The 24,548-nt window shown below is 52.8% G+C and carries 36 protein-coding genes; 33 read left to right on the top strand and 3 right to left on the bottom strand.

All coding sequences use genetic code 11. The features are described from left to right. Nucleotides 1-7 precede the first annotated feature (7 nt). The 3 genes from tauB to tauD are packed head-to-tail and all read left to right on the top strand — an operon-like array spanning nucleotide 8 to nucleotide 2,438. Nucleotides 8-775 carry a taurine ABC transporter ATP-binding subunit gene (tauB, locus tag NYE92_RS13045; RefSeq protein WP_014604865.1) on the top strand — a complete coding sequence of 256 codons (768 nt, stop codon included), beginning with the start codon at nucleotides 8-10 and terminating at the stop codon, nucleotides 773-775. Beyond that, entirely contained in the window at nucleotides 772-1,602 is an 831-nt protein-coding gene (tauC, locus tag NYE92_RS13040) for a taurine ABC transporter permease TauC (protein WP_013027484.1), read from the top strand. Before tauB ends, tauC begins: the two co-directional genes overlap by 4 nt. Next, nucleotides 1,599-2,438 carry a taurine dioxygenase gene (gene tauD / locus NYE92_RS13035; protein ID WP_013027483.1) on the top strand — a complete coding sequence of 280 codons (840 nt, stop codon included), beginning with the start codon at nucleotides 1,599-1,601 and terminating at the stop codon, nucleotides 2,436-2,438. Before tauC ends, tauD begins: the two co-directional genes overlap by 4 nt. Nucleotides 2,439-2,503: 65 nt before the next feature. On the opposite strand, the gene NYE92_RS13030 is transcribed toward tauD, so the two are convergent. Next, a complete protein-coding gene (locus NYE92_RS13030; protein ID WP_014604867.1) occupies nucleotides 2,504-4,408 on the bottom strand; it encodes an ABC transporter ATP-binding protein in 1,905 nt (634 codons plus the stop codon). Between the two features lie 111 nt (nucleotides 4,409-4,519). Between NYE92_RS13030 and kefG the strand changes: the two genes are divergently transcribed. The 4 genes from kefG to slyD all read left to right on the top strand — a co-directional run bounded on the left by kefG (nucleotide 4,520) and on the right by slyD (nucleotide 7,846). Further along, nucleotides 4,520-5,071 (top strand): glutathione-regulated potassium-efflux system ancillary protein KefG, encoded by a 552-nt coding sequence (gene kefG, locus NYE92_RS13025; RefSeq protein ID WP_013027481.1) that lies wholly within the window; start codon nucleotides 4,520-4,522, stop codon nucleotides 5,069-5,071. After that, nucleotides 5,072-6,877: a glutathione-regulated potassium-efflux system protein KefB gene (gene kefB, locus NYE92_RS13020; protein WP_013027480.1), complete on the top strand. Its 1,806-nt coding sequence runs from the start codon at nucleotides 5,072-5,074 to the stop codon at nucleotides 6,875-6,877. It begins immediately after the preceding gene. Between the two features lie 23 nt (nucleotides 6,878-6,900). Next, nucleotides 6,901-7,095 carry a YheV family putative zinc ribbon protein gene (locus NYE92_RS13015; protein WP_006120567.1) on the top strand — a complete coding sequence of 65 codons (195 nt, stop codon included), beginning with the start codon at nucleotides 6,901-6,903 and terminating at the stop codon, nucleotides 7,093-7,095. A 196-nt stretch (nucleotides 7,096-7,291) separates the two neighbouring features. Then, a complete protein-coding gene (gene slyD, locus NYE92_RS13010) occupies nucleotides 7,292-7,846 on the top strand; it encodes a peptidylprolyl isomerase (protein WP_015699396.1) in 555 nt (184 codons plus the stop codon). An 84-nt stretch (nucleotides 7,847-7,930) separates the two neighbouring features. Here the strand turns inward: slyD and NYE92_RS13005 are convergent, their stop codons facing one another. Further along, a complete protein-coding gene (locus NYE92_RS13005) occupies nucleotides 7,931-8,149 on the bottom strand; it encodes a protein SlyX (protein ID WP_013027478.1) in 219 nt (72 codons plus the stop codon). A 270-nt stretch (nucleotides 8,150-8,419) separates the two neighbouring features. On the opposite strand from NYE92_RS13005, the gene fkpA reads away from it, so the two are divergent. From fkpA to bfr, 11 genes are all read left to right on the top strand, one after another. Beyond that, nucleotides 8,420-9,256 (top strand): FKBP-type peptidyl-prolyl cis-trans isomerase, encoded by an 837-nt coding sequence (gene fkpA / locus NYE92_RS13000; protein ID WP_024471368.1) that lies wholly within the window; start codon nucleotides 8,420-8,422, stop codon nucleotides 9,254-9,256. Between the two features lie 159 nt (nucleotides 9,257-9,415). Continuing rightward, entirely contained in the window at nucleotides 9,416-10,138 is a 723-nt protein-coding gene (locus NYE92_RS12995; protein WP_014604869.1) for a transcriptional regulator, read from the top strand. Next, complete coding sequence (tusD, locus tag NYE92_RS12990) at nucleotides 10,138-10,524, top strand: sulfurtransferase complex subunit TusD (RefSeq protein WP_013027475.1); 387 nt, start codon at nucleotides 10,138-10,140, stop codon at nucleotides 10,522-10,524. Before NYE92_RS12995 ends, tusD begins: the two co-directional genes overlap by 1 nt. After that, nucleotides 10,524-10,883, top strand: a complete 360-nt coding sequence (tusC, locus tag NYE92_RS12985) for a sulfurtransferase complex subunit TusC (protein WP_024471367.1) — start codon at nucleotides 10,524-10,526, stop codon at nucleotides 10,881-10,883. Before tusD ends, tusC begins: the two co-directional genes overlap by 1 nt. A gap of 9 nt (nucleotides 10,884-10,892) precedes the next feature. Next, nucleotides 10,893-11,180, top strand: coding sequence for a sulfurtransferase complex subunit TusB (gene tusB, locus NYE92_RS12980; protein WP_013027473.1), 288 nt, complete (start codon nucleotides 10,893-10,895; stop codon nucleotides 11,178-11,180). Nucleotides 11,181-11,308: 128 nt separating this feature from the next. Continuing rightward, nucleotides 11,309-11,683, top strand: coding sequence for a 30S ribosomal protein S12 (rpsL, locus tag NYE92_RS12975; protein WP_006120575.1), 375 nt, complete (start codon nucleotides 11,309-11,311; stop codon nucleotides 11,681-11,683). A 96-nt stretch (nucleotides 11,684-11,779) separates the two neighbouring features. Next, nucleotides 11,780-12,250 (top strand): 30S ribosomal protein S7, encoded by a 471-nt coding sequence (rpsG, locus tag NYE92_RS12970; RefSeq protein WP_006120576.1) that lies wholly within the window; start codon nucleotides 11,780-11,782, stop codon nucleotides 12,248-12,250. A gap of 93 nt (nucleotides 12,251-12,343) precedes the next feature. Then, nucleotides 12,344-14,458, top strand: coding sequence for an elongation factor G (fusA, locus tag NYE92_RS12965; RefSeq protein WP_013027472.1), 2,115 nt, complete (start codon nucleotides 12,344-12,346; stop codon nucleotides 14,456-14,458). A gap of 68 nt (nucleotides 14,459-14,526) precedes the next feature. Then, the gene (tuf, locus tag NYE92_RS12960; protein WP_013027471.1) at nucleotides 14,527-15,711 is read left to right on the top strand and encodes an elongation factor Tu; all 1,185 of its coding nucleotides are present in this window, start codon (nucleotides 14,527-14,529) and stop codon (nucleotides 15,709-15,711) included. 179 nt (nucleotides 15,712-15,890) lie between these two features. Further along, complete coding sequence (bfd, locus tag NYE92_RS12955) at nucleotides 15,891-16,085, top strand: bacterioferritin-associated ferredoxin (RefSeq protein ID WP_013027470.1); 195 nt, start codon at nucleotides 15,891-15,893, stop codon at nucleotides 16,083-16,085. A gap of 106 nt (nucleotides 16,086-16,191) precedes the next feature. Then, on the top strand, nucleotides 16,192-16,665 hold the full coding sequence (gene bfr / locus NYE92_RS12950; RefSeq protein ID WP_014604871.1) for a bacterioferritin: 474 nt from the start codon (nucleotides 16,192-16,194) through the stop codon (nucleotides 16,663-16,665). On the opposite strand, the gene NYE92_RS12945 is transcribed toward bfr, so the two are convergent. Then, nucleotides 16,652-17,425 (bottom strand): A24 family peptidase, encoded by a 774-nt coding sequence (locus NYE92_RS12945; protein ID WP_259019051.1) that lies wholly within the window; start codon nucleotides 17,423-17,425, stop codon nucleotides 16,652-16,654. The two genes, bfr and NYE92_RS12945, sit on opposite strands and share 14 nt — an antisense overlap. A 400-nt stretch (nucleotides 17,426-17,825) precedes the next feature. Between NYE92_RS12945 and rpsJ the strand changes: the two genes are divergently transcribed. The 15 genes from rpsJ to rpsN all read left to right on the top strand — a co-directional run bounded on the left by rpsJ (nucleotide 17,826) and on the right by rpsN (nucleotide 24,516). Further along, entirely contained in the window at nucleotides 17,826-18,137 is a 312-nt protein-coding gene (rpsJ, locus tag NYE92_RS12940) for a 30S ribosomal protein S10 (RefSeq protein ID WP_006120582.1), read from the top strand. 32 nt (nucleotides 18,138-18,169) lie between these two features. After that, nucleotides 18,170-18,799, top strand: a complete 630-nt coding sequence (gene rplC / locus NYE92_RS12935) for a 50S ribosomal protein L3 (protein ID WP_013027467.1) — start codon at nucleotides 18,170-18,172, stop codon at nucleotides 18,797-18,799. A 10-nt stretch (nucleotides 18,800-18,809) separates the two neighbouring features. Continuing rightward, nucleotides 18,810-19,415: a 50S ribosomal protein L4 gene (gene rplD / locus NYE92_RS12930; protein ID WP_006120584.1), complete on the top strand. Its 606-nt coding sequence runs from the start codon at nucleotides 18,810-18,812 to the stop codon at nucleotides 19,413-19,415. After that, entirely contained in the window at nucleotides 19,412-19,714 is a 303-nt protein-coding gene (gene rplW, locus NYE92_RS12925; RefSeq protein ID WP_006120585.1) for a 50S ribosomal protein L23, read from the top strand. Before rplD ends, rplW begins: the two co-directional genes overlap by 4 nt. Nucleotides 19,715-19,731: 17 nt before the next feature. Then, the gene (gene rplB, locus NYE92_RS12920; protein WP_006120586.1) at nucleotides 19,732-20,553 is read left to right on the top strand and encodes a 50S ribosomal protein L2; all 822 of its coding nucleotides are present in this window, start codon (nucleotides 19,732-19,734) and stop codon (nucleotides 20,551-20,553) included. Between the two features lie 16 nt (nucleotides 20,554-20,569). Beyond that, nucleotides 20,570-20,848: a 30S ribosomal protein S19 gene (rpsS, locus tag NYE92_RS12915; protein ID WP_001138115.1), complete on the top strand. Its 279-nt coding sequence runs from the start codon at nucleotides 20,570-20,572 to the stop codon at nucleotides 20,846-20,848. Between the two features lie 13 nt (nucleotides 20,849-20,861). Further along, complete coding sequence (gene rplV / locus NYE92_RS12910) at nucleotides 20,862-21,194, top strand: 50S ribosomal protein L22 (RefSeq protein ID WP_002919773.1); 333 nt, start codon at nucleotides 20,862-20,864, stop codon at nucleotides 21,192-21,194. Between the two features lie 17 nt (nucleotides 21,195-21,211). Then, nucleotides 21,212-21,910 (top strand): 30S ribosomal protein S3, encoded by a 699-nt coding sequence (rpsC, locus tag NYE92_RS12905; RefSeq protein ID WP_006120587.1) that lies wholly within the window; start codon nucleotides 21,212-21,214, stop codon nucleotides 21,908-21,910. An 11-nt stretch (nucleotides 21,911-21,921) separates the two neighbouring features. Next, the gene (gene rplP / locus NYE92_RS12900; protein ID WP_002438716.1) at nucleotides 21,922-22,332 is read left to right on the top strand and encodes a 50S ribosomal protein L16; all 411 of its coding nucleotides are present in this window, start codon (nucleotides 21,922-21,924) and stop codon (nucleotides 22,330-22,332) included. Further along, the gene (gene rpmC, locus NYE92_RS12895; RefSeq protein WP_006120588.1) at nucleotides 22,332-22,523 is read left to right on the top strand and encodes a 50S ribosomal protein L29; all 192 of its coding nucleotides are present in this window, start codon (nucleotides 22,332-22,334) and stop codon (nucleotides 22,521-22,523) included. Before rplP ends, rpmC begins: the two co-directional genes overlap by 1 nt. After that, on the top strand, nucleotides 22,523-22,777 hold the full coding sequence (gene rpsQ / locus NYE92_RS12890; RefSeq protein WP_006120589.1) for a 30S ribosomal protein S17: 255 nt from the start codon (nucleotides 22,523-22,525) through the stop codon (nucleotides 22,775-22,777). The genes rpmC and rpsQ overlap by 1 nt, the downstream gene beginning before the upstream one ends. Nucleotides 22,778-22,945: 168 nt before the next feature. Continuing rightward, nucleotides 22,946-23,317, top strand: a complete 372-nt coding sequence (rplN, locus tag NYE92_RS12885) for a 50S ribosomal protein L14 (RefSeq protein WP_006120590.1) — start codon at nucleotides 22,946-22,948, stop codon at nucleotides 23,315-23,317. 10 nt (nucleotides 23,318-23,327) lie between these two features. Further along, complete coding sequence (rplX, locus tag NYE92_RS12880) at nucleotides 23,328-23,642, top strand: 50S ribosomal protein L24 (protein ID WP_003850150.1); 315 nt, start codon at nucleotides 23,328-23,330, stop codon at nucleotides 23,640-23,642. 14 nt (nucleotides 23,643-23,656) lie between these two features. Then, on the top strand, nucleotides 23,657-24,196 hold the full coding sequence (rplE, locus tag NYE92_RS12875) for a 50S ribosomal protein L5 (protein ID WP_006120591.1): 540 nt from the start codon (nucleotides 23,657-23,659) through the stop codon (nucleotides 24,194-24,196). A 14-nt stretch (nucleotides 24,197-24,210) separates the two neighbouring features. After that, nucleotides 24,211-24,516: a 30S ribosomal protein S14 gene (gene rpsN, locus NYE92_RS12870; RefSeq protein WP_006120592.1), complete on the top strand. Its 306-nt coding sequence runs from the start codon at nucleotides 24,211-24,213 to the stop codon at nucleotides 24,514-24,516. Nucleotides 24,517-24,548: the final 32 nt, after the last annotated feature.

Below are 24,548 nucleotides of genomic sequence, written 5' to 3'. Positions count from 1 at the left end.
GAGCGCCATGTTACGTATCGCTCACCTGAACGCGAGTTATGGCGGCCAGCCTGTGTTGCAGGACATCACGTTACAGCTTGATAAAAAAGCGTTGATGGTCGTGCTGGGGCCGTCAGGCTGTGGCAAAACAACCCTGCTTAACCTGATCGCCGGATTTTTACCGGTTGAGTCCGGCACGGTTTCCCTGGACGGGGAGCCTGTGCGCGGGCCGGGCGCAGAGCGTGGCGTGGTGTTTCAGAACGAAGGCCTGCTGCCGTGGCGTAACGTGCTGGATAACGTGGCTTTCGGCTTGCAGATAGCCGGCATGGCGCGCCAGCAGCGTGAGGAGATTGCACGGGGTTTCATCAAAAGCGTCGGACTCGAAGGTGCGGAAAAACGCCCTATCTGGCAGCTGTCAGGAGGCCAGCGCCAGCGCGTCGGGATCGCCCGGGCGCTGGCGGCCAATCCACAACTGTTGCTGTTGGATGAGCCTTTCGGCGCACTTGACGCGTTTACGCGTGAGCAAATGCAAACCCTGTTATTAACCCTGTGGCGCAACAGCGGTAAGCAGATTCTGCTTATCACTCACGACATTGAAGAAGCCATCTTTCTGGCCAGCGAGCTGGTGCTGCTCTCTCCCGGGCCAGGGCGCGTGCAGGAAAAAATGACGCTTAATTTTGGTCAGCGTTTCGTGGAGGGCGAACCCTGCCGGAGCATTAAATCCGATCCTGATTTTATTGCCCAGCGGGAATATGTGTTGAGTCGGGTATTTGAACAGCGGGAGGCCTTTGTATGAGTGCGCTGATCAACGATGAGCCGGCCACCGTGCGCCACCGTCGCCTGCGCTGGCCTTTTTCCACCTCGTTTACGCTGAGCGCCCTGAGCCTGCTTGTGCTGCTGTTCGTCTGGTGGAGCGTGACCGCGCTGGGCCTCATTGCACCGCTGTTTTTACCTTCGCCGCAGCAGGTAGTAAGTAAGCTACTGCTGGTGGCTGGCCCGCAAGGATTTATGGACGCCACGCTGTGGCAGCATCTGTCGGCCAGTCTGACGCGGATGCTGATTGCCTTAACCGCGGCGGCGGCGATCGGCATCCCGGTGGGGATCGCGATGGGCATCAGCCCGGTCGTGCGTGCGTTGATCGATCCGCTGATTGAGCTGTACCGGCCCGTACCGCCGCTGGCGTATTTGCCGCTGATGGTGATCTGGTTTGGTATTGGCGAGACCTCGAAAATCCTGTTGATTTATCTGGCTATATTCGCCCCGGTGGTGCTGTCGACGGTGGCGGGCGTGCGTCATGCTCAGCAGGTTCGTCTGCGTGCGGCGGCCTCGTTGGGAGCGACCCGCTGGCAACAGCTGCGTTGGGTCATTTTGCCTGGCGCCCTGCCGGAGATACTGACCGGGTTACGGATTGGTCTGGGCGTGGGATGGTCAACGCTGGTGGCTGCCGAGTTAATCGCGGCAACCCGAGGCTTGGGTTTTATGGTGCAGTCGGCGGGCGAGTTTCTTGCTACGGATGTGGTGCTGGCAGGGATCGCGGTCATTGCCGTGATTGCGTTTGGTTTAGAGCTGAGTCTGCGTGCGTTGCAACGCCGGTTAACGCCCTGGAATGGAGAGCAAAAATGAACGAAAAGTTAGCCATCAAGCCGCTGGGGCCTTTTATCGGTGCCCAGGTCGGCAACCTTGATGTATCACGTCCCCTCAGCGACGCGCAGTTTGAACAGCTTTATCATGCGCTGCTGCGTCACCAGGTGCTGTTCCTGCGCGAACAGGTCATTACGCCCGAGCAGCATCGCGCACTGGCGATTCGCTTTGGCGATCTCCATATTCATCCGGTTTACCCTCATGCCGAGGGCGTGGAAGAGATCATCGTTCTGGACACGCACCAGGATAATCCGCCGGATAATGACAACTGGCATACCGATGTGACCTTTATTCAAACGCCGCCCGCCGTGGCGTTACTTGCGTCTAAAGTGCTGCCTGAGTCTGGGGGCGATACGTTGTGGACCAGCGGCATTGCCGCTTACGAGGCGCTGTCTGCGCCTTTTAAGACATTACTGGCTGAGTTACGTGCAGAGCATGACTTTACCAAGGCGTTTCCTGAATATAAGCATCGCAAGACGGAAGAGGCGCATCGGCAGTGGCAGCAGGCTGTGGCGAAAAATCCCCCCGTTTATCATCCGGTGATCCGCACCCATCCCGTGAGTGGCAAGAAGGCCCTGTTTGTCAACGAGGGGTTTACTACGCGAATTATGGATATCAGTCAGAAAGAGAGCGACGCGCTACTGGGCTTTTTGTTTGCCCACGTGACCCGGCCCGAGTTTCAGGTGCGCTGGCGCTGGCAGCCAAACGACCTGGCTATCTGGGACAACCGGGTGACACAGCACTATGCGAATGCGGACTACTATCCGGCGAGGCGAGTGATGCAGCGGGCGACGGTGCTAGGTGACCGGCCTTATTGATCCGCACCCGGCGCTGGAGCCGGTGCGGAGGAGTAAGGCAAGAGCAAGAAACATCACCGCCTTTATCAGGCGGTGAGCATGGCTTCCAGTTTTTCCTGTGCATCCAGCCAGGCCATCTCCACCTCTTCCAGGGCCGATTTACTCTCGGCCTGTTTTTGTAGCGCGGCGCTGAGATCGGCCTTACGGCTTTGCTCATAGAGGGCGCTGTCTGAGAGCAGGGCTTCGGCGTCGGCGAGCTGGCTTTGCCATTTTGCCATCTGCTTTTCCAGCTTCTCAATTTCTTTACGCAGCGGCTGGGTCTGCGTGCGCAGCTCCGCTTCACGGCGCTTCTGGTCCTTGCGCGCCTGAGCGCTGTTGCCGGAATCCTGCCTGGGTGCCGCATCCTGCTGAGACTGCTGTTTTTGCAGGTCGCTCAGCCACTGCTGATAGTCTTCCAGATCGCCGGGAAACACATCTACGCTGCCATCGTGAACCAGATAGAGATCGTCCGTGGTGGCACGTAACAGATGACGATCGTGCGAAACCACCACTAACGCGCCTTCGAAATCGATAAGAGCTTCGGTGAGTGCCTGGCGCATATCCAGATCCAGATGGTTGGTTGGCTCATCCAGCAGCAGCAGGTTAGGGCGCTGCCAGACAATCAGCGCCAGCACCAGGCGCGCCTTTTCTCCACCGGAGAAACGCGCTGTTATCTCTGTGACTTTATCACCCTGAAAACCAAAACCGCCGAGATAGTCACGTAACTGCTGCTCCAGCACTTTTGGCGCGATACGGGACAGGTGCTGTAAAGGGGACTCGTCGGCGCGCAGGAACTCCAGCTGATGCTGGGCGAAGTAACCCAGCTTGATGCCTTTTGCCAGCCCAATCTCACCCTCTTTGGCACTGAGCTCACCGGCCAGCAGCTTAATCAGGGTCGATTTACCGGCGCCGTTGCGCCCCAGCAGGCCAATACGTGAGCCGGGCACCAGGTTAAGCTTAATGGCATCAAGAATGATGCGATCGCCATAGCCTGCGGTGACTTTTTCCATTTTCAGCAGCGGATTCGGCAGGCTCTCCGGTGCACGAAAGCTGAAGCTGAAGGGGTTATCCACGTGCGCTGGCGCAATCAGCTCCATGCGCTCCAGCATCTTGATGCGGCTTTGGGCCTGCTTCGCCTTGGTTGCCTGAGCACGGAAGCGATCAATATATTTCTGCAGATGCGCCACTTTTTCCTGCTGGCTCTGATATAACGCCTGCTGCTGGGCCAGTTTGGCGCCGCGCTGGCGTTCGAAGGAGCTGTAGTTCCCGGTGTACTCCATCATCGTCTGCTGCTCGATGTGGATAATTTTATCCACCACGGGATCGAGAAAATCGCGATCGTGCGAGATCAGGATCAGCGTACCTTCATAGCTTTTCAGCCAGCGCTCCAGCCAGATAACCGCATCCAGATCGAGGTGGTTGGTCGGTTCATCCAGCAGCAACAAATCTGAGCGGCACAGTAACGCCTGAGCCAGGTTTAGCCGCATGCGCCAGCCGCCCGAAAAGTCGCTTACCGGGCGCTGAAGCTGCTCCTGACTAAATCCCAGTCCATGCAGCAGGCTCGAGGCGCGTGACTGGATGGTCCAGGCCTGAATGGTATCGAGCTTTCCGTGTACCAAAGCAATGGCATTTCCGTCATTTCTGATGTTCGCCTCTGCCAGTTCTGCCTCAAGCTGGCGGTATTCACGATCGCCATCGATCACATAGTCAAGGGCGGCCTGGCTCAGGGCAGGGGTTTCCTGATTTACCCAGGCCAGTGACCAGTTGCCGGGAAAGGTGAATGAGCCAGCATCGCTGCTGATCTCGCCTTTCAGCAACGACAGCAGCGTGGATTTTCCACAGCCGTTTTTACCCACCAGTCCGACTTTTTGGCCGGGATTGATGGTGGCGGTCGCGTTATCGAGCAGAACGCGGATACCGCGGCGAATTTGTAGGGCAGAGAAGACAATCATAAGCGCCGTATCGTCAGAATATGTTAATTTACCTGCAACATAATTGGGTTTTTGTTGCGTTGTGCATGGTAGCGGAAATCTGCACCAATGACGACGCTTTGGAGGGAAAGGATGTCGCAGCCACCTAAGATTTTGCTGCTTTTTGCTCATCCTGAAGCACAGGATTCAAAGGCAAATCGCATTTTGCTGGAGGCGGCAGAGAAAACAGAACATGTCACCGTTCACGATCTCTATGCTGCCTACCCGGATTTTTTTATTGATGTCTACCACGAGCAACAGCTGCTGCGTGAGCATGATGTGATTATTTTTCAACATCCGCTTTACACCTACAGCTGCCCGGCGCTGTTAAAAGAGTGGCTGGATCGCGTGCTGTCGCGCGGCTTTGCCAACGGCGTGGATGGTAATGCGCTTGAAGGCAAATACTGGCGCAGTATTGTGACCACCGGTGAGCCAGAGTCCGCCTTTCAGCGCCAGGGGCTAAATCGCTACGCCATGAATGACATTTTACGTCCCTTCGAGCTGACGGCGCAGATGTGCCGCATGCACTGGATGCCGCCGATGATTATTTACTGGGCTCGCCGTCAGGATCCCGATTTACTGAAAAACTATGCCCGCGCTTACAGCGACTGGCTGGCAGCACCGCTGCCAAATGGAGGGTTATAAATGGAAGGACAAACGCTACTGACCGCGGGGGTAATCTATCTCGTTGCGGCGGTGCTGATCGTACCGGTAGCGGCGCGTCTCGGTATTGGCGCGGTTTTAGGGTACTTGCTGGCCGGTATTGCTATCGGGCCATGGGGACTAGGGTTTATTAGCGACGTCGATGAGATTCTGCACTTTTCTGAGCTGGGCGTCGTGTTTCTGATGTTTATCATCGGGCTGGAGCTTAATCCGGCAAAGCTTTGGGCGCTGCGCCGTTCTATTTTTGGTATCGGTGCGGCGCAGGTGATTTTTTCAGCGGCCATTCTCGGCGTATTGCTGTGGCTGACCAAATTTGACTGGCGAGCGGCGGTTATTGGCGGCATTGGTTTGGCAATGTCATCCACGGCGATGGCGCTCCAGCTGATGCGCGACAAGGGAATGAATCGCAGTGAAGCCGGGCAGTTAGGCTTTTCAGTACTGCTGTTCCAGGATCTGGCCGTCATTCCAGCTCTGGCATTGATTCCGCTGCTGGCAGGCAATGACAGCGGCAGTATCGACTGGATGAAAGTGGGCATGAAGGTGCTGGCCTTCGCTGGCATGTTAGTGGGTGGCCGTTATTTGCTGCGCCCCATTTTTCGTTATATCGCGGCATCGGGCGTACGCGAGGTGTTTACCGCTGCTTCACTGCTGCTGGTATTAGGATCGGCGCTGTTTATGGATGCGCTGGGATTGTCCATGGCGCTGGGGACATTTATCGCCGGCATTCTGCTGGCGGAAAGTGAATACCGGCATGAGCTGGAAGTGGCGATTGAGCCGTTTAAAGGTTTGCTGCTGGGGCTGTTTTTTATCTCAGTCGGTATGGCGCTGAATCTTGGCGTGCTCTATACCCATATTATCGCGATTTTGCTGGGCGTACTGGCGCTGGTAGCGGTAAAAATCCTGGTTTTATACGTACTGGCACGTATTTATGGTCTGCGCAGCTCGGAGCGCCAGCAGTTTGCCGGTGTACTGAGTCAGGGCGGTGAGTTTGCCTTCGTCCTGTTTTCAGCCGCGTCATCCGCCAAACTGTTTTCGGGCGATCAACTTCCGCTTCTGCTGGTAACCGTGACGCTGTCCATGATGACGACGCCACTGTTGATGCAAGGCATTGACCGTCTGTTAGCACGTCGTTTCAATGAAATCGACGAAGATGCTGAAAAGCCGTTCGTTGAAGACGATCAGCCGCAGGTTATTGTGGTGGGCTTTGGTCGTTTTGGTCAGGTCGTTGGCCGCTTGCTGATGGCGAACAATAAACGTATCACGGTACTGGAGCGCGATATCAGCGCGGTGAGCCTGATGCGTAAATATGGCTACAAGGTTTATTATGGCGATGCCACCGAGCTGGAGCTACTGCGTGCAGCCGGGGCGGCCAGTGCGCAATCCATTGTGATTACCTGCAGTAATCCGGAAGATGCCATGACGATTGTCCATCTCTGCCAGCAGCATTTTCCGCATCTGCACATCATGGCGCGTGCTCGCGGCCGCGTAGAAGCCCACGAGCTACTTCAGGCGGGCGTTACGCAGTTCTCGCGTGAAACCTTTTCCAGTGCGCTGGAACTGGGGCGTAAAACATTGATGTCTTTGGGTATGCATCCGCATCAGGCGCACCGCGCACAGCAGCATTTCCGTCGGCTGGATATGCGCATGTTACGGGAACTGATGCCCGCCCATTCCGACAATGCACAGATTTCTCGTGCGCGTGAAGCCCGTCGGGAACTTGAAGATATCTTCCAGCGTGAAATGCAGCATGAACGGCGTCAGATCCATGACTGGGACGACGATCAGTAATCAGAGAAGGCAGGTAGAGCATCATGCGTAAACGTTTTATTGCCGGTGCGGTTTGTCCGCACTGCCAGGAAAAAGACACGCTGGCCATGTGGCGTGAAAACAATGTCGATGTGGTTGAGTGTGTGAAGTGCGGCCATCAAATGCGCGAAGCGGATAAACAGGCACGCGATCAGGTTCGCAGCAATGAGCAGGTGATCGGAATTTTCCATCCCGAGTAGCGAAATGGCCCAGCTTTTTTTAAGCTTAACCACACAGCGGGATTGAATTCCGTTACAATTGACGCCATTAACGCTGTGGTCGCAAGAGAAAAAGATAACCTCTTGTACTCAGCCCCGAACCTTTCTGGTTGGTGTTATTGCACGCAAGAATAGACCAATGAGACGGGATCTTTGTTCTCAACGGTTAGGAGATATCATGAAAGTAGCAAAAGACCTGGTGGTAAGCCTGGCCTATCAGGTACGTACAGAAGACGGTGTGTTGGTTGACGAGTCACCGGTGAGTGCACCGTTAGACTATCTGCACGGTCATGGTTCCCTGATTTCTGGTCTGGAAAACGCGCTGGAAAACCACGTAGCGGGCGATAAGTTTGAGGTGCACATTCCTGCAAACGACGCTTACGGTCAGTACGATGACAACCTGGTACAGCGCGTACCAAAAGACGTTTTTATGGGCGTTGATGAATTACAGGTTGGTATGCGTTTCCTGGCAGAAACCGATCAGGGCCCAGTACCGGTTGAAATCACCGAAGTTGAAGACGAGCATGTTGTGGTTGACGGTAACCACATGCTGGCAGGTCAGAACCTGAACTTCAATGTTGAGGTGGTTGCGATTCGTGAAGCCACACCGGAAGAGCTGGCCCATGGCCACGTTCACGGTGCAGATGGTCATCATCACGATCATGACCACGATCACGGCCATGACCACGGTCAGGGTGGTTGCGGTACCGGTGGTTGCGGTTGCAGCCACTAAGTTCAAATCTGCATGTCAAGGCCACCTCCGGGTGGCCTTACTTTTTTCTGCCTGTCGCGGTGCGCGCGTCGATAACCGCCTGGATCAGTAATGAGGCGGTGGCGTTTCTTCAGAAGGATCGGCAATCATCGATGGCGCGCTGGCTTTGAACTTCTCAAGCAGCAGGCGCATATGTTCGCGCATCTTACTCATTTCAAGTTCATGCTGGACCACGGTATTGTTCAGTTGATCGATGGTCATCTCCTGAAAAGCCAGTTTACTTTCAAGCGTTTCAATACGTTGTTCCCACTCTGACTGTTGCATGACCTGTTCTCCTGTTAAGGTGCTACTCAGCGCGCAATTCTAATGGCTGACGTTGCAGAATTGCCCTATTTTTTATCTTTAATTTAGTGTTTAGCTTGAAAATGGCCCAGATGGCATCATCTCTGGTGAAACTTCCTGATGCAAAAAAGGTCGGAAGTAGACCAGGATAATTACGCTGTGGGAGTGTTCGCCACTGCCACGTAAAGTTATAGTGTGGGCCCGCAGTCCGCAATGATTCCCGAGGTGTCAGGCTTCGGTTTTGGAGAAAGGATGAAATCACTGTTCAAAGTCACATTGTTAGCTACCACCATGGCCGTTGCGCTAAATGCTCCGCTGGCAATGGCCGCAGAAACTGCAGCGGCACCGGCTGCTGCTGATGCACCTCAGACTGCTCCCCAGGCTCCAAAAAACGCTGCCTTCAAAAACGAAGATCAGCAATCTGCATATGCATTAGGTGCATCGCTGGGCCGTTACATGGACAACTCTCTGAAAGAACAAGAGAAGCTGGGCATCAAACTGGACAAACAGCAGCTGATTGCCGGTGTTCAGGATGCATTCGGTGGCAAGAGCAAACTGTCTGACGAAGAAATCGAGCAAACACTGCAGGCGTTTGAAGTGCGTGTGAAAGGCGCGGCTTCAGCCAAGATGGAAAAAGACGCGAAAGAAAACGCTGAGAAAGGGGAAGCTTACAGCGCTAAGTTTGCCAAAGAGAGCGGCGTGAAGAAAACTGACAGCGGTCTGCTTTACAAAGTAGAGAAAGAAGGCACCGGTGATGCGCCGAAAGACAGCGATACCGTGGTCGTCAACTATAAAGGTACGCTGATTGACGGTACTGAGTTCGACAACTCTTACACGCGCGGTGAGCCTCTGTCATTCCGTCTTGATGGCGTGATCCCGGGCTGGACCGAAGGCCTGAAGCACGTTAAGAAAGGCGGTAAGATCAAGCTGGTCATTCCACCGAACCTTGCTTACGGTAAAAACGGCGTTCCGGGTATTCCGGCTAACTCCACCCTGGTGTTTGATGTTGAACTGCTTGATATCAAACCTGCTCCGAAAGCGGATGAAAAAACGCAGGCCCCTGCTGCTGACGCGAAGAAATCGCAGTAATCTGTCTACCGCCACCTTCGGGTGGCGGTTTCTGTTTATGACAAACCTCTGGCATAAGCCCGCGACATTTGCCAGACTATCGCCTGCATAACTATCCCAATATTGAGTCTGCCCGTAAGCCGCTGAGACAGGCTCCAGCCATGTAGGGTGATGTCTTCAATGTCTAATCCATTCAATCCCGGTGAACTGAGCGACTTCGATCTTCTGGAGCAGCATCCGTTCGAGCAAACTGATTACGATATTCTAAAGTCGTATGAGGCCGTCGTAGATGGCCTTGCCATGTTGATTGGCTCGCATTGCGAAATCGTCCTTCACTCACTGGAGGATTTGAACTGTTCGGCCGTGCGCATTGCTAACGGCGAGCACACAGGGCGTAAAGTGGGATCGCCCATTACGGATTTAGCACTGCGCATGCTGCATGATATGCAGGGTGCAGACAGCAATGTTTCCCGTGCCTACTTTACCCGCGCGAAAAGCGGTGTGCTGATGAAGTCAGTGACCATCGCGATTCGTAACCGACAGCAGCGGGTGATTGGGCTGCTGTGTATCAATATGAACCTTGATGTTCCGTTTTCGCAGATTATGTCGACATTTCTTCCGCCTGAGATGCATCAGGTTGACTCTAACGTCAACTTCGCCAGTTCGGTAGACGACCTGGTGATGCAAACGCTGGAATTTACTATTGAAGAGGTGAGCGCCGATCGCAACGTCTCTAATAATGCCAAGAATCGTCAGATCGTATTGAACCTGTATGAGAAAGGTATTTTTGACATCAAGGACGCGATTAATCAGGTGGCGGACCGCTTAAATATTTCTAAACACACCGTGTATCTGTACATCCGTCAGTTTAAAAATGGCGACTTTCAGGGGCAGGATCGCTAATGCGCTACGCGCTGTTAGTGACGGGACCGGCTTATGGCACGCAGCAGGCGACCAGCGCCTTGCTGTTTGCCAACGCGTTGCTGGCAGCCGGCCATCAACTGGAAAGCGTGTTCTTTTACCGCGAAGGGGTGCTGAATGCGAATCAGCTGACGGCACCGGCCAGTGATGAGTTTGATCTGGTAAGGGCATGGCAGACACTCAGTCAGACTCAGGGCGTCGCGCTGAATATCTGCGTTGCGGCGGCGTTACGTCGCGGTGTGACCGACCAGCAGGAAGCGTCACGGCTGGCGCTGCCCGGCGCTAATCTGCAACCCGGCTTTACGCTGGCGGGGTTAGGCGCGCTGGCGGAAGCTCTGCTGCGTTGCGAACGTATGGTGCAGTTTTAATGAATCGTGTTGCATTTGTTTTTACCCGTGCGCCGCATGGTAGCAGCGCGGGGCGTGAAGGACTGGATGCTGCGCTGGCCACCGGCGCGTTAAGCGACGATATTGGCCTGTTTTTTATCGGCGATGGCGTGCTCCAGCTCTGCGGCGGGCAACAGCCAGAAAGCATTCACGCCCGTCATTATGCCGCGACCTTTGGTGTGCTGGCGCTGTACGATATTGAGCAATGTTACCTGTGTCGGGACGCGTTACGGGATCGCGGTTTAGCGGAACGTGCGCCGCGCATTTTGGATGCTGAGATTTTAGATGCGCCGTTGCTGCGTCAAAAACTCGCGAGCTATGACCGTATTGTGACTTTTTAAGAGCGTGTAATGCTGCATACTTTATTTCATTCTCCGGCCTACAGTGATATCGATTCGCTGTCTTTGCTCCTCAGCCCGGACGACGACCTGTTATTGCTGCAGGACGGCGTGCTGGCTGCGATGCAGGGCAGTAAGGCGTTGGAAAAACTGAGCGCCAGTGGGGTAAACGTGTGGGCGTTGGAAGCGGACCTGAATGCACGCGGGCTGGGTGAGCAAATTTCCCCCATTGTGCAGCCAGTAGACTATACTTTCTTCGTTGCGTTAACGGTAAAACATCGACAACAAATGGCCTGGTAATTCGTTAACCCCCTGGTTATTTCTTGACACCCTTTTGACACAGCCCTAAAATTCTGCCTCCTCGTAATTCTACGAGGTGATTTATTACGTGTTTACGAAGCAAAAAGCTAAATCCCAGGAGCTATTTAATGGCAACAGTTAACCAGCTGGTTCGCAAACCACGCGTCCGCAAAGTTGCAAAGAGCAACGTGCCGGCGCTGGAAGCTTGCCCGCAGAAACGTGGTGTTTGTACTCGTGTGTACACCACCACTCCTAAAAAACCAAACTCAGCACTGCGTAAAGTTTGCCGTGTGCGTTTGACTAACGGTTTTGAAGTCACCTCCTACATCGGCGGTGAAGGTCATAACCTGCAGGAACACTCCGTGATCCTGATCCGTGGCGGTCGTGTTAAAGACCTGCCAGGTGTGCGTTACCACACCGTTCGTGGCGCGCTGGACTGCTCAGGTGTTAAAGACCGTAAGCAGTCACGCTCCAAGTACGGCGTGAAGAAGCCAAAGGCTTAATGGTTCTCCGTTAAGTAAGGCCAAACGTTTTAACTTAAATGTCAAACTAAACTCGTAGAGTTTTGGACAATCCTGAATTAACAACGGAGTATTTCCATGCCACGTCGTCGCGTCATTGGTCAGCGTAAAATTCTGCCGGATCCTAAGTTCGGATCAGAGCTGCTGGCTAAATTTGTAAACATCCTGATGGTAGATGGTAAAAAATCTACTGCTGAATCTATCGTCTATACCGCGCTTGAGACCCTGGCTCAACGTGCTGGTAAAGATGGCCTGGAAGCGTTCGAGGTTGCTCTCGAAAACGTACGTCCGACTGTCGAAGTTAAGTCACGTCGCGTTGGTGGTTCAACCTACCAGGTTCCAGTTGAAGTCCGTCCGGTTCGTCGTAATGCCCTGGCAATGCGTTGGATCGTAGAAGCTGCTCGTAAACGCGGTGATAAATCTATGGCTTTACGCCTGGCGAACGAACTTTCTGATGCTGCAGAAAACAAAGGTACTGCAGTGAAGAAACGTGAAGACGTTCACCGTATGGCTGAAGCCAACAAGGCGTTCGCTCACTACCGCTGGTAACAGCTGCGTAGGTGTTATTAACCCAGCGGGCGTCCCAGTGGCTTACCTGCTGGGCTTTATTAACTTAGAACGTCTAAGAATCAGAGGAATCAAATGGCTCGTAAAACACCCATTGAGCGCTACCGTAACATTGGTATCAGTGCGCACATCGACGCCGGTAAGACTACAACTACCGAACGTGTTCTGTTCTACACCGGTGTAAACCACAAAATCGGTGAAGTTCATGACGGCGCAGCAACCATGGACTGGATGGAGCAGGAGCAGGAACGTGGTATTACCATCACGTCAGCTGCGACCACCTGCTACTGGTCTGGTATGGCTAAGCAGTTTGAACCACACCACGTAAACATCATCGACACCCCGGGACACGTTGACTTCACCATCGAAGTTGAGCGTTCTATGCGTGTGCTTGATGGCGCAGTTATGGTTTACTGTGCAGTTGGTGGTGTTCAGCCACAGTCTGAAACCGTATGGCGCCAGGCTAACAAATATAAAGTTCCACGCATCGCGTTCGTTAACAAAATGGACCGCATGGGTGCTAACTTCCTGAAAGTTGTTGACCAGATGAAAGCGCGTCTGGGTGCAAACCCAGTCCCACTTCAGCTGGCTATCGGCGCAGAAGACAGCTTCACCGGTGTTGTTGACCTGGTGAAAATGAAAGCGATCAACTGGAACGATGAAGACCAGGGCGTGACCTTCGTTTACGAAGACATTCCAGCCAACATGCAGGAACTGGCTGAAGAATGGCGTGCGAAACTGGTTGAAGCCGCAGCTGAAGGTTCTGACGAGCTGATGGAGAAATTCTTCGGCGGTGAAGAGCTGACAGAAGAAGAGATCAAAACTTCTCTGCGTAAGCGCGTTCTGAAAAACGAAATCATCCTGGTGACCTGTGGTTCTGCATTTAAGAACAAAGGTGTTCAGGCGATGCTGGATGCGGTTGTTGAATACCTGCCAGCACCGACTGACGTTACCGCGATCAACGGTATCCTGGACGACGGTAAAGACACACCGGCTGAGCGTCATTCCGATGACAAAGAGCCGTTTGCTGCGCTGGCGTTTAAAATCGCTACCGACCCGTTTGTAGGTAACCTGACCTTCTTCCGCGTTTACTCTGGTGTGGTTAACACGGGTGATACCGTATTCAACCCGGTTAAGTCAAACCGTGAGCGTCTGGGCCGTATCGTTCAGATGCACGCCAACAAGCGTGAAGAAATCAAAGAAGTTCGTGCGGGCGATATCGCAGCAGCGATCGGCCTGAAGGACGTGACGACAGGTGACACCCTGTGTGACCCAGATAACGTCATCATCCTTGAGCGCATGGAATTCCCAGAGCCGGTAATTTCTATCGCCGTTGAGCCGAAAACCAAAGCTGACCAGGAAAAAATGGGTCTGGCTCTGGGTCGTCTGGCGAAAGAAGACCCGTCATTCCGCGTATGGACTGACGAAGAGTCTAACCAGACTATCATCGCTGGTATGGGTGAACTTCACCTCGATATCATCGTTGACCGTATGAAGCGTGAATTCAACGTTGAAGCGAACGTGGGTAAACCACAGGTTGCTTACCGTGAAGCCATTCGCTCTAAAGTCACCGGTATCGAAGGTAAACACGCCAAGCAGTCTGGTGGTCGTGGTCAGTACGGTCATGTTGTTATCGACATGTACCCACTGGAGCCGGGCGTTAACCCGAAAGGTTACGAATTTGTCAACGATATCAAAGGTGGTGTAATTCCTGGTGAATTCATCCCGGCCGTTGATAAAGGTATCCAGGAGCAGTTGAAATCAGGCCCACTGGCAGGTTATCCGGTTGTGGATCTGGGTGTTCGTCTGCACTTCGGTTCTTACCATGACGTTGACTCCTCTGAACTGGCGTTTAAACTGGCCGCGTCTATTGCCTTTAAAGATGGCTTTAAGAAAGCGCAGCCTGTTCTGCTTGAGCCTATCATGAAGGTTGAAGTTGAAACCCCAGAAGAGAACACCGGTGACGTAATCGGTGACCTTAGCCGTCGTCGTGGTATGCTCAAAGGGCAAGAATCTAACGCTACTGGCGTTCAGATCCACGCTGAAGTTCCGCTGTCTGAAATGTTCGGATATGCAACTCAGCTGCGCTCTCTGACCAAAGGTCGTGCTTCGTACTCCATGGAGTTCCTGAAGTATGACGACGCACCGAGCAACGTTGCGCAGGCCGTTATTGAAGCTCGTAGCAAATAAGCTACGGTTTAAATTTGAACTGATGCCTTCATCCAGAGTGATGAAGGCATAACGTAAGGAATATCGCCATGGCGAAAGAGCAATTTCAACGTAACAAACTGCACGTAAACGTGGGAACCATCGGTCACGTTGACCACGGTAAAACCACCCTGACTGCAGCGATCACCACCGTTCTGGCTAAAACCAACGGCGGCCAGGCACGTGCGTTCGATCAGATCGACAGCACCCCGGAAGAAAAAGCACGTGGTATCACCATCAACACGGCACACGTTGAGTATGAAACCCCGTCTCGCCACTATGCGCACGTTGACTGCCCAGGCCACGCCGACTATGTGAAAAACATGATCACCGGTGCTGCGCAGATGGACGGCGCGATCCTGGTTGTTGCTGCGACTGACGGCCCAATGCCGCAGACCCGTGAGCACATCCTGCTGGGTCGTCAGGTAGGCGTTCCTTACATCATCGTGTTCCTGAACAAGTGTGACATGGTTGATGACGAAGAGCTGCTGGAACTGGTTGAGATGGAAGTTCGTGACCTGCTGTCACAGTACGACTTCCCGGGCGACGATACACCAATCGTTCGCGGTTCAGCCCTGAAAGCGCTGGAAGGCAACCCAGAGTGGGAAGAGAAGATCGTTGAGCTGGCTGGTCACCTGGATAACTACATCCCGGATCCAGTACGTGCAATCGATATGCCATTCCTGCTGCCAATCGAAGACGTATTCTCAATCTCTGGCCGTGGTACTGTTGTAACCGGTCGTGTAGAGCGCGGTATCGTTAAAGTCGGCGACGAAGTTGAAATCGTTGGTATCAAAGATACCGCGAAATCAACCTGTACCGGTGTTGAAATGTTCCGCAAACTGCTGGACCAGGGTCAGGCAGGCGAAAACTGTGGTGTTCTGCTGCGCGGTATCAAGCGTGAAGACATCCAGCGTGGTCAGGTTCTGGCGAAGCCAGGCTCAATCAAGCCACACACCAAGTTCGAGTCAGAAGTTTACGTTCTGTCTAAAGACGAAGGTGGCCGCCATACTCCGTTCTTCAAGGGCTACCGTCCACAGTTCTACTTCCGTACCACAGACGTGACCGGTTCAGTAGAGCTGCCAGAAGGCGTTGAAATGGTTATGCCAGGCGACAACATCAAAATGGTTGTTACCCTGATTCACCCAATCGCAATGGACGAAGGTCTGCGCTTCGCAATCCGCGAAGGTGGCCGTACCGTTGGCGCGGGTGTTGTTGCTAAAGTTATCGCTTAATTGTGATATCTGATGTGGCCGCGTAAGCGGTCACAGCAAGACAGAAGAGGGCACTTAGGTGCTCTCTTTTTTTTGGGCTTAAACAGGCTACCTGAACGTTTTCCCTACAAAGGGTAGGTTTGAAATAAAAACGATTCGCATTTACACTGTGTGCACGAAATAGACTGAGTGATGAAGAAATGTACGTCTGTCTGTGTAATGCCATTAGTGATAAAACCCTCCGTGAAGTCGTGCGCCGCTACCAGCCGAAATCTATTCAGCAGCTTCGCCAAATCGTACCCGTGGGTAAGCAATGCGGTAAGTGCATTCGTGTCGCCCGTGAAATCATGGATGAAGAGATGCAGCAGGTTCCGCAGTATAAAGAGATCGCCTGAGCGCTTTCTTTCCTGGGACATGATAATACCCACAGTTTTCATCGCGTTTTTTTGACTTCTTTTTAACCGCATCTACGCTCAAATAAACATGAGCGGAGGACGTGAAATGAAGGGCGATGCGAAAATCATAAGTCATCTCAATAAACTGTTAGGGAATGAACTGGTTGCGATTAATCAGTATTTTCTCCATGCGCGGATGTTCAAAAACTGGGGGCTGATGCGTCTTAATGACGTTGAGTACCACGAATCCATTGATGAAATGAAGCATGCGGACAAATACATTGAACGCATTCTGTTTCTTGAGGGCATTCCAAATCTGCAGGATCTGGGACGACTCAGGGTCGGAGAGGATGTGGAAGAGATGCTGCAGTCCGATCTTAACCTTGAACTTGAAGGCGCAAAAGATCTGCGCGAAGCGATCGCGTATGCCGACAAAATTCATGACTACGTCAGTCGGGATATGATGATCGAAATCCTTGCGGACGAAGAGCACCATATCGACTGGATCGAGACCGAACTCGATCTGATCAAAAAAATGGGCATTCAAAACTATCTTCAGGCGCAAATCAGAGACGAATGAGGCTTTGCAGGACGATCATTCCCCAGCCCGCGGTGGCCAGAAAAGGGCCAAAAGGAAGCGGGCTGTTCATATACAAGCGCTTGTGGATGATAGCCCTGACCGCAAAGGCAAGCAGGGCTGACACACTGGCTATCAAGGCAATCCACGGCAGAGCCTGCCAACCACACCATATGCCCAGTGCGGCAAAGAGTTTGATATCGCCGTTACCCAATCCCTCTTGATGCTTTATCTGACGATACAGCCAGGCCAGTAGCCAGAGTGAACCGTAACCTGCGACGGCACCGCCCACTGCCGAGGTGACGGAGAGCGGCGCAGCGAAAAAGAAGCGCGACAGTCCCAGCCAGAGTAACGCGCCCGTCAGCACATCCGGCAGCAGGAAGTGGCGCTGGTCGATAACCGCAAGTAACAGAAGCAGGCAGGACGCCACCAGAATAAATGCTGCGGTGAGGGGGCACGCGTTAAACACGATCACCAGCATCAGGCAAAGCAGGGCGCCCGTCAGCTCAAACAGCAGGGGCAGCACGCCGATTGCCTGGCGACAGGCACGACAGCGCCCCTGAAGACACAGCCAGCTGATTAAGGGGATTTTATCGCGCCACAGGACGGGGGCCCGGCACAGCATGCATCGCGAAGGTGGCGTCCACAGCGCGCGGAACCAGTCGGACGGTGACACCGTGGGCGAGTAACGTTGGCAGGCCAGGGCAAGAGTGCTACCCAAAGCGGCGCCAAGCGCCGTGACAGTGAACAGGATGATAAGCACCGCATTGCCTCAAATGAACTGACATGTCGCCCCAGCCTGGCGGAAGGCCCATCTGACGTCGCGGGCAAGATGAGCAGAGTGGAGCGCCCCTCACAGAGAAATTGCGGCTTTACATCTCTTATTCATCATTTTGTGCGGGCTGTGCCAGCACATCAGTTTCCACTTTTCACCGGCAAATTCCTGACATGGGTTGCTTCCTGAGCAAATATACGTATAATGCGCGGGCCTACCGATATTGGTAGGCGCGATTCGAGCTGAATCGCAGACGGCAGAATGTTGGGCCGTCTGACAATACTCCCAACTGTGGAGTTATATGCTGAACGATTACACTCTCCCATCAATCGTAATGGGTTCGAGTAGTAATTTTTTTCGTCTATAAAATGTTTGGAGCCTTGGTCTCATGTCGAACCAAAGAATCCGTATCCGTCTTAAAGCGTTTGATCATCGTCTGATCGATCAATCAACCGCGGAAATCGTCGAGACTGCCAAGCGCACTGGTGCGCAGGTCCGTGGTCCGATCCCGCTGCCAACCCGCAAAGAGCGCTTTACCGTTCTGATCTCCCCGCACGTTAACAAAGACGCGCGTGATCAGTACGAAATTCGCACTCACAAGCGTCTGGTAGACATCGTTGAGCCAACTGAGAAAACCGTTGATGCTCTGATGCGTCTGGACCTGGCTGCCGGTGTTGACGTGCAGATCAGCCTGGGTTAATCAGGTCATCGAGCGATTGAGAGGTTGAAACAATGATTGGTTTAGTCGGTAAAAAAGTGGGTATGACCCGCATCTTCACTGAAGATGGCGTTTCTATCCCAGTAACCGTAATCGAAGTTGAAGCGAACCGCGTTACTCAGGTCAAAGGCCTGGAAAACGATGGTTACCAGGCAATTCAGGTTACCACCGGTGCTAAAAAAGCAAACCGTGTGACCAAACCTGAAGCTGGTCATTTTGCTAAAGCTGGCGTAGAAGCTGGCCGTGGCCTGTGGGAATTCCGCACCGTTGAAGGTGATGAGTATGCCGTAGGTCAGAGCATCAGCGTTGAAATTTTCGCTGACGTTAAAAAAGTAGACGTAACTGGCACCTCTAAAGGTAAAGGTTTCGCAGGTACCGTTAAGCGCTGGAACTTCCGTACCCAGGACGCTACCCACGGTAACTCCTTGTCTCACCGCGTTCCGGGTTCTATCGGTCAGAACCAGACTCCGGGCAAAGTGTTCAAAGGCAAGAAAATGGCAGGTCAGCTGGGTAATGAGCGCGTAACTGTTCAGAGCCTGGACGTAGTACGTGTTGACGCTGAGCGCAACCTGCTGCTGGTTAAAGGTGCAGTTCCCGGTGCTACCGGTAGCGACCTGATCGTTAAACCAGCTGTGAAGGCGTAAGGGGATAGCAATGGAATTAGTATTGAAAGACGCGCAGAGCGCGCTGACTGTTTCCGAAACTACCTTCGGTCGTGATTTCAACGAAGCGCTGGTTCACCAGGTTGTTGTTGCTTACGCATCAGGCGCCCGCCAGGGTACTCGCGCGCAGAAAACTCGCGCTGAAGTAACCGGTTCAGGCAAAAAGCCTTGGCGTCAGAAAGGCACCGGCCGTGCGCGTTCAGGTTCTGTAAAGAGCCCGATCTGGCGTTCAGGTGGCGTGACCTTTGCTGCGAAGCCACAAGACCACAGTCAAAAAGTTAATAAAAAGATGTACCGCGGCGCGCTGAAAAGCATCCTGTCCGAACTGGTACGTCAAGATCGTCTGATCGTCGTCGAGCAGTTCTCTGTTGAAGCACCGAAAACCAAGTTGCTGGCGCAGAAGCTGAAAGACATGGCGCTGGAAGACGTGCTGATCATCACCGGTGAACTGGATGAGAATCTGTTCCTGGCTGCGCGTAACCTGTACAAGGTTGACGTGCGTGATGCAGCGGGTATCGATCCAGTTAGCCTGATCGCCTTCGACAAAGTCGTTATGACTGCTGATGCAGTTAAGCAAGTTGAGGAGATGCTGGCATGATCCGTGAAGAACGTCTGCTGAAAGTACTGCGCGCGCCGCACGTATCTGAAAAGGCATCTAGCGCGATGGAAAAAACCAACACCATCGTACTCAAAGTAGCTAAAGACGCGACTAAAGCAGAGATCGTTGCTGCTGTTGAGAAGCTGTTCGAAGTAGAAGTTAAAGACGTAAACACCCTGGTTGTTAAAGGTAAGGTTAAGCGTCACGGACAGCGTATCGGTCGTCGTAGCGACTGGAAAAAAGCTTACGTCACCCTGAAGGAAGGCCAGAATCTGGACTTCGTCGGCGGCGCTGAGTAAGTCGGAGGAGAAAGACAATGGCAGTTGTTAAATGTAAACCGACATCTCCGGGTCGTCGCCACGTCGTTAAAGTGGTGAACCCAGAGTTGCACAAGGGCAAGCCGTTTGCTCCATTGCTGGAAAAAAACAGCAAATCCGGTGGCCGCAACAACAACGGTCGCATCACTACCCGTCACATCGGTGGTGGTCATAAGCAGGCTTACCGTCTGGTTGATTTCAAACGCAACAAAGATGGTATCCCGGCAACCGTTGAACGTCTTGAGTACGATCCGAACCGCTCTGCGAACATCGCACTGGTTCTGTACAAAGACGGCGAACGCCGTTACATCCTGGCCCCTAAAGGCCTGAAAGCCGGCGACCAGATTCAGTCTGGCGTTGATGCTGCGATCAAAGCAGGTAACACACTGCCGATGCGTAACATCCCGGTGGGTTCTACCGTTCACAACGTAGAAATGAAACCAGGCAAAGGCGGTCAGATTGCTCGCTCAGCCGGTGCTTACGTGCAGATCGTTGCGCGTGAAGGTTCCTACGTTACCCTGCGTCTGCGTTCAGGTGAAATGCGTAAAGTCGAAGCTGACTGCCGCGCAACACTGGGCGAAGTCGGTAACGCTGAGCATATGCTGCGCGTTCTGGGTAAAGCCGGTGCAACCCGTTGGCGTGGTGTTCGTCCGACCGTTCGTGGTACCGCGATGAACCCAGTAGATCACCCGCACGGTGGTGGTGAAGGTCGTAACTTTGGTAAGCACCCGGTAACCCCGTGGGGCGTTCAGACCAAAGGTAAGAAGACCCGTAGCAACAAGCGTACCGATAAGTTTATCGTACGTCGCCGTAGCAAATAATATTAGAGGATAAGCCATGCCACGTTCTCTCAAGAAAGGTCCTTTTATTGACCTGCACTTGCTGAAGAAGGTAGAGAAAGCGGTGGAAAGCGGTGACAAGAAGCCTTTGCGCACTTGGTCCCGTCGTTCAACGATCTTTCCTAACATGATCGGTTTGACCATCGCTGTCCATAATGGTCGTCAGCACGTTCCTGTCTTTGTTTCCGACGAAATGGTTGGTCACAAACTGGGTGAATTCGCGCCGACACGTACTTATCGCGGTCACGCGGCTGATAAAAAAGCCAAGAAGAAATAAGTAGGAGGAAGAGATGGAAACTTTAGCTCAACATCGCCACGCTCGTTCTTCTGCTCAGAAGGTTCGCCTTGTTGCTGACCTGATCCGCGGTAAGAAAGTGTCGCAGGCACTGGACATTTTGACCTACACCAACAAGAAAGCGGCTGTACTGGTCAAGAAAGTTCTGGAATCTGCCATTGCTAACGCTGAACACAACGATGGCGCTGATATCGACGATCTGAAAGTCGCGAAAATTTTCGTCGACGAAGGCCCAAGCATGAAGCGCATTATGCCGCGTGCAAAAGGTCGTGCAGATCGCATCCTGAAGCGCACCAGCCACATTACTGTGGTTGTGTCCGATCGCTGAGACTCTGGAGACTAGCAATGGGTCAGAAAGTACATCCTAATGGTATTCGCCTGGGTATTGTAAAACCATGGAACTCTACCTGGTTTGCGAACACCAAAGAATTCGCTGACAACCTGGACAGCGACTTTAAAGTACGTCAGTACCTGACTAAGGAACTGGCTAAGGCGTCTGTATCTCGTATCGTTATCGAGCGTCCGGCTAAGAGCATCCGTGTGACCATTCACACCGCTCGTCCTGGCATCGTGATCGGTAAGAAAGGTGAAGACGTAGAAAAACTGCGCACGGTCGTGGCGAAAATCGCTGGCGTACCTGCACAGATCAATATCGCCGAAGTCCGTAAACCGGAACTGGACGCTAAACTGGTTGCTGACAGCATCACTTCACAGCTGGAGCGTCGCGTGATGTTCCGTCGTGCTATGAAGCGTGCGGTTCAGAACGCCATGCGTCTGGGCGCGAAGGGTATTAAAGTTGAAGTTAGCGGCCGTCTGGGCGGCGCCGAGATCGCACGTACCGAATGGTATCGTGAAGGTCGCGTGCCGTTGCACACTCTGCGTGCTGACATTGACTACAACACCTCTGAAGCGCACACCACTTATGGTGTAATCGGCGTTAAGGTATGGATCTTCAAAGGCGAGATCCTGGGTGGTATGGCTGCTGTTGAACAACCGGAACCGGCTGCTCAACCTAAAAAGCAGCAGCGTAAAGGCCGTAAGTAAGGAGAGTCGCTATGTTACAACCAAAGCGTACAAAATTCCGTAAAGTGCACAAAGGCCGCAACCGTGGTCTGGCGCAGGGTACGGATGTTAGCTTCGGGACTTTCGGTCTGAAAGCTGTTGGCCGTGGTCGTCTGACTGCCCGTCAGATCGAAGCAGCACGTCGTGCTATGACCCGTGCAGTTAAGCGTCAAGGTAAGATCTGGATCCGTGTATTCCCGGACAAACCGATCACCGAGAAGCCGCTGGAAGTGCGTATGGGTAAAGGTAAGGGTAACGTCGAGTATTGGGTTGCCCTGATCCAGCCTGGTAAAGTCCTGTATGAAATGGACGGCGTACCAGAAGAGCTGGCCCGTGAAGCATTCAAGCTGGCAGCAGCAAAACTGCCTATCAAAACCACCTTTGTAACTAAGACGGTGATGTAATGAAAGCAACAGAGCTGCGTGAAAAAAGCGTTGAAGAGCTGAACACTGAGCTGCTTAATCTGCTGCGTGAGCAATTTAACCTGCGCATGCAGGCAGCATCTGGCCAACTGCAGCAGTCTCATCTGCTGAAGCAGGTTCGCCGTGATGTTGCGCGCGTTAAGACTTTACTGACTGAGAAGGCGGGTTCGTAATGACCGATAAAATCCGTACTCTGCAGGGTCGTGTCGTTAGTGACAAAATGCAGAAATCTGCGGTTGTTGCTATCGAGCGTTTCGTGAAGCATCCAATCTATGGAAAATTCATTAAGCGTACGACTAAGCTGCACATCCATGACGAGAACAACGAATGTGGAATCGGTGACGTGGTAGAAATCCGCGAATGCCGTCCACTGTCCAAGACTAAGTCCTGGACTCTGGTTCGCGTTGTAGAGAAAGCAATTCTGTAATAGAATCTGCCCTCTTTAAAAATCGAATGAACGGCTCGCAAGAGCCGTTCATTTTTTCTACCCATCTGCGAGAACCGGTGTTATAATGCCGCGCCCTCAATTATGGGGCTTTCAATCGACCTGAGGTCTAGGTCCCGAAGTAGTAGTTGACATTAGCGGAGCACTGAAATGATCCAAGAACAGACTATGCTGAACGTCGCCGACAACTCCGGTGCACGTCGCGTAATGTGTATCAAGGTTCTGGGTGGCTCGCACCGTCGCTACGCAGGCGTCGGCGACATCATTAAAGTTACCATCAAGGAAGCAATTCCACGTGGTAAAGTTAAAAAAGGTGATGTCCTGAAGGCGGTAGTGGTGCGCACCAGGAAGGGTGTTCGTCGCCCGGACGGTTCTGTCATTCGCTTCGATGGTAATGCATGCGTTATTTTAAACAATAACAGTGAGCAGCCTATCGGTACGCGTATTTTTGGGCCGGTAACTCGTGAACTTCGTACTGAAAAGTTCATGAAAATTATCTCTCTGGCACCAGAAGTACTCTAAGGAGCGAACAATGGCAGCTAAAATCCGTCGTAACGACGAAGTTATCGTGTTAACCGGTAAAGATAAAGGTAAGCGCGGTAAAGTTAAGAACGTCCTGTCTTCTGGCAAGGTCATCGTTGAAGGTATCAACCTGGTTAAGAAACATCAGAAGCCTGTTCCGGCTCTGAACCAACCAGGCGGCATCGTTGAAAAAGAAGCTGCTATTCAGGTTTCTAACGTTGCTCTCTTCAATGCGGCAACCGGTAAGGCTGACCGTGTAGGCTTTAGATTCGAAGACGGCAAAAAAGTCCGTTTCTTCAAGTCTAATAGCGAAACTATCAAGTAATTTGGAGTAGTACGATGGCGAAACTGCATGATTACTACAAAGACGAGGTAGTCCAGAAACTCATGAGTGAGTTCGGCTACAATTCTGTCATGCAAGTCCCTCGGGTCGAGAAGATCACCCTGAACATGGGTGTTGGTGAAGCGATCGCTGACAAGAAACTGCTGGATAACGCAGCAGCTGACCTGGCAGCAATCTCCGGTCAAAAACCGTTGATCACCAAAGCACGCAAATCAGTTGCAGGCTTCAAAATCCGTCAGGGCTATCCGATCGGCTGTAAAGTAACTCTGCGTGGCGAACGCATGTGGGAGTTCTTTGAGCGTCTGATCACCATTGCTGTACCGCGTATCCGTGACTTCCGTGGCTTGTCCGCTAAGTCATTCGATGGTCGTGGCAACTACAGCATGGGTGTACGTGAGCAGATCATCTTCCCAGAAATCGACTACGACAAAGTCGATCGCGTTCGTGGTTTGGATATTACCATTACCACTACTGCGAAATCTGATGATGAAGGCCGTGCTCTGCTGGCTGCCTTTGACTTCCCGTTCCGTAAGTAAGGTAGGGTTACTTAATGGCTAAGCAATCTATGAAAGCACGCGAAGTTAAGCGTGTGAAATTAGCAGACAAATTCTTCGCAAAACGCGCTGAACTGAAAGCGATCATTTCTGATGTGAACGCTTCCGACGAAGACCGTTGGGATGCCGTTCTCAAGCTGCAGAGTCTGCCGCGTGATTCCAGCCCTTCACGTCAGCGTAACCGCTGCCGTCAAACAGGTCGTCCGCACGGTTTCCTGCGGAAGTTTGGGTTGAGCCGTATCAAGGTCCGTGAAGCCGCAATGCGCGGTGAAATCCCGGGTCTGAAAAAGGCTAGCTGGTAATTGTCACCAATTGAATCACGGGAGTAACACAG

The organism is Pantoea sp. B566 (assembly GCF_024793925.1).
In the GTDB taxonomy this organism is placed as follows: domain Bacteria; phylum Pseudomonadota; class Gammaproteobacteria; order Enterobacterales; family Enterobacteriaceae; genus Pantoea; species Pantoea ananatis.
This window is presented reverse-complemented; position numbering and strand designations above follow the sequence as displayed.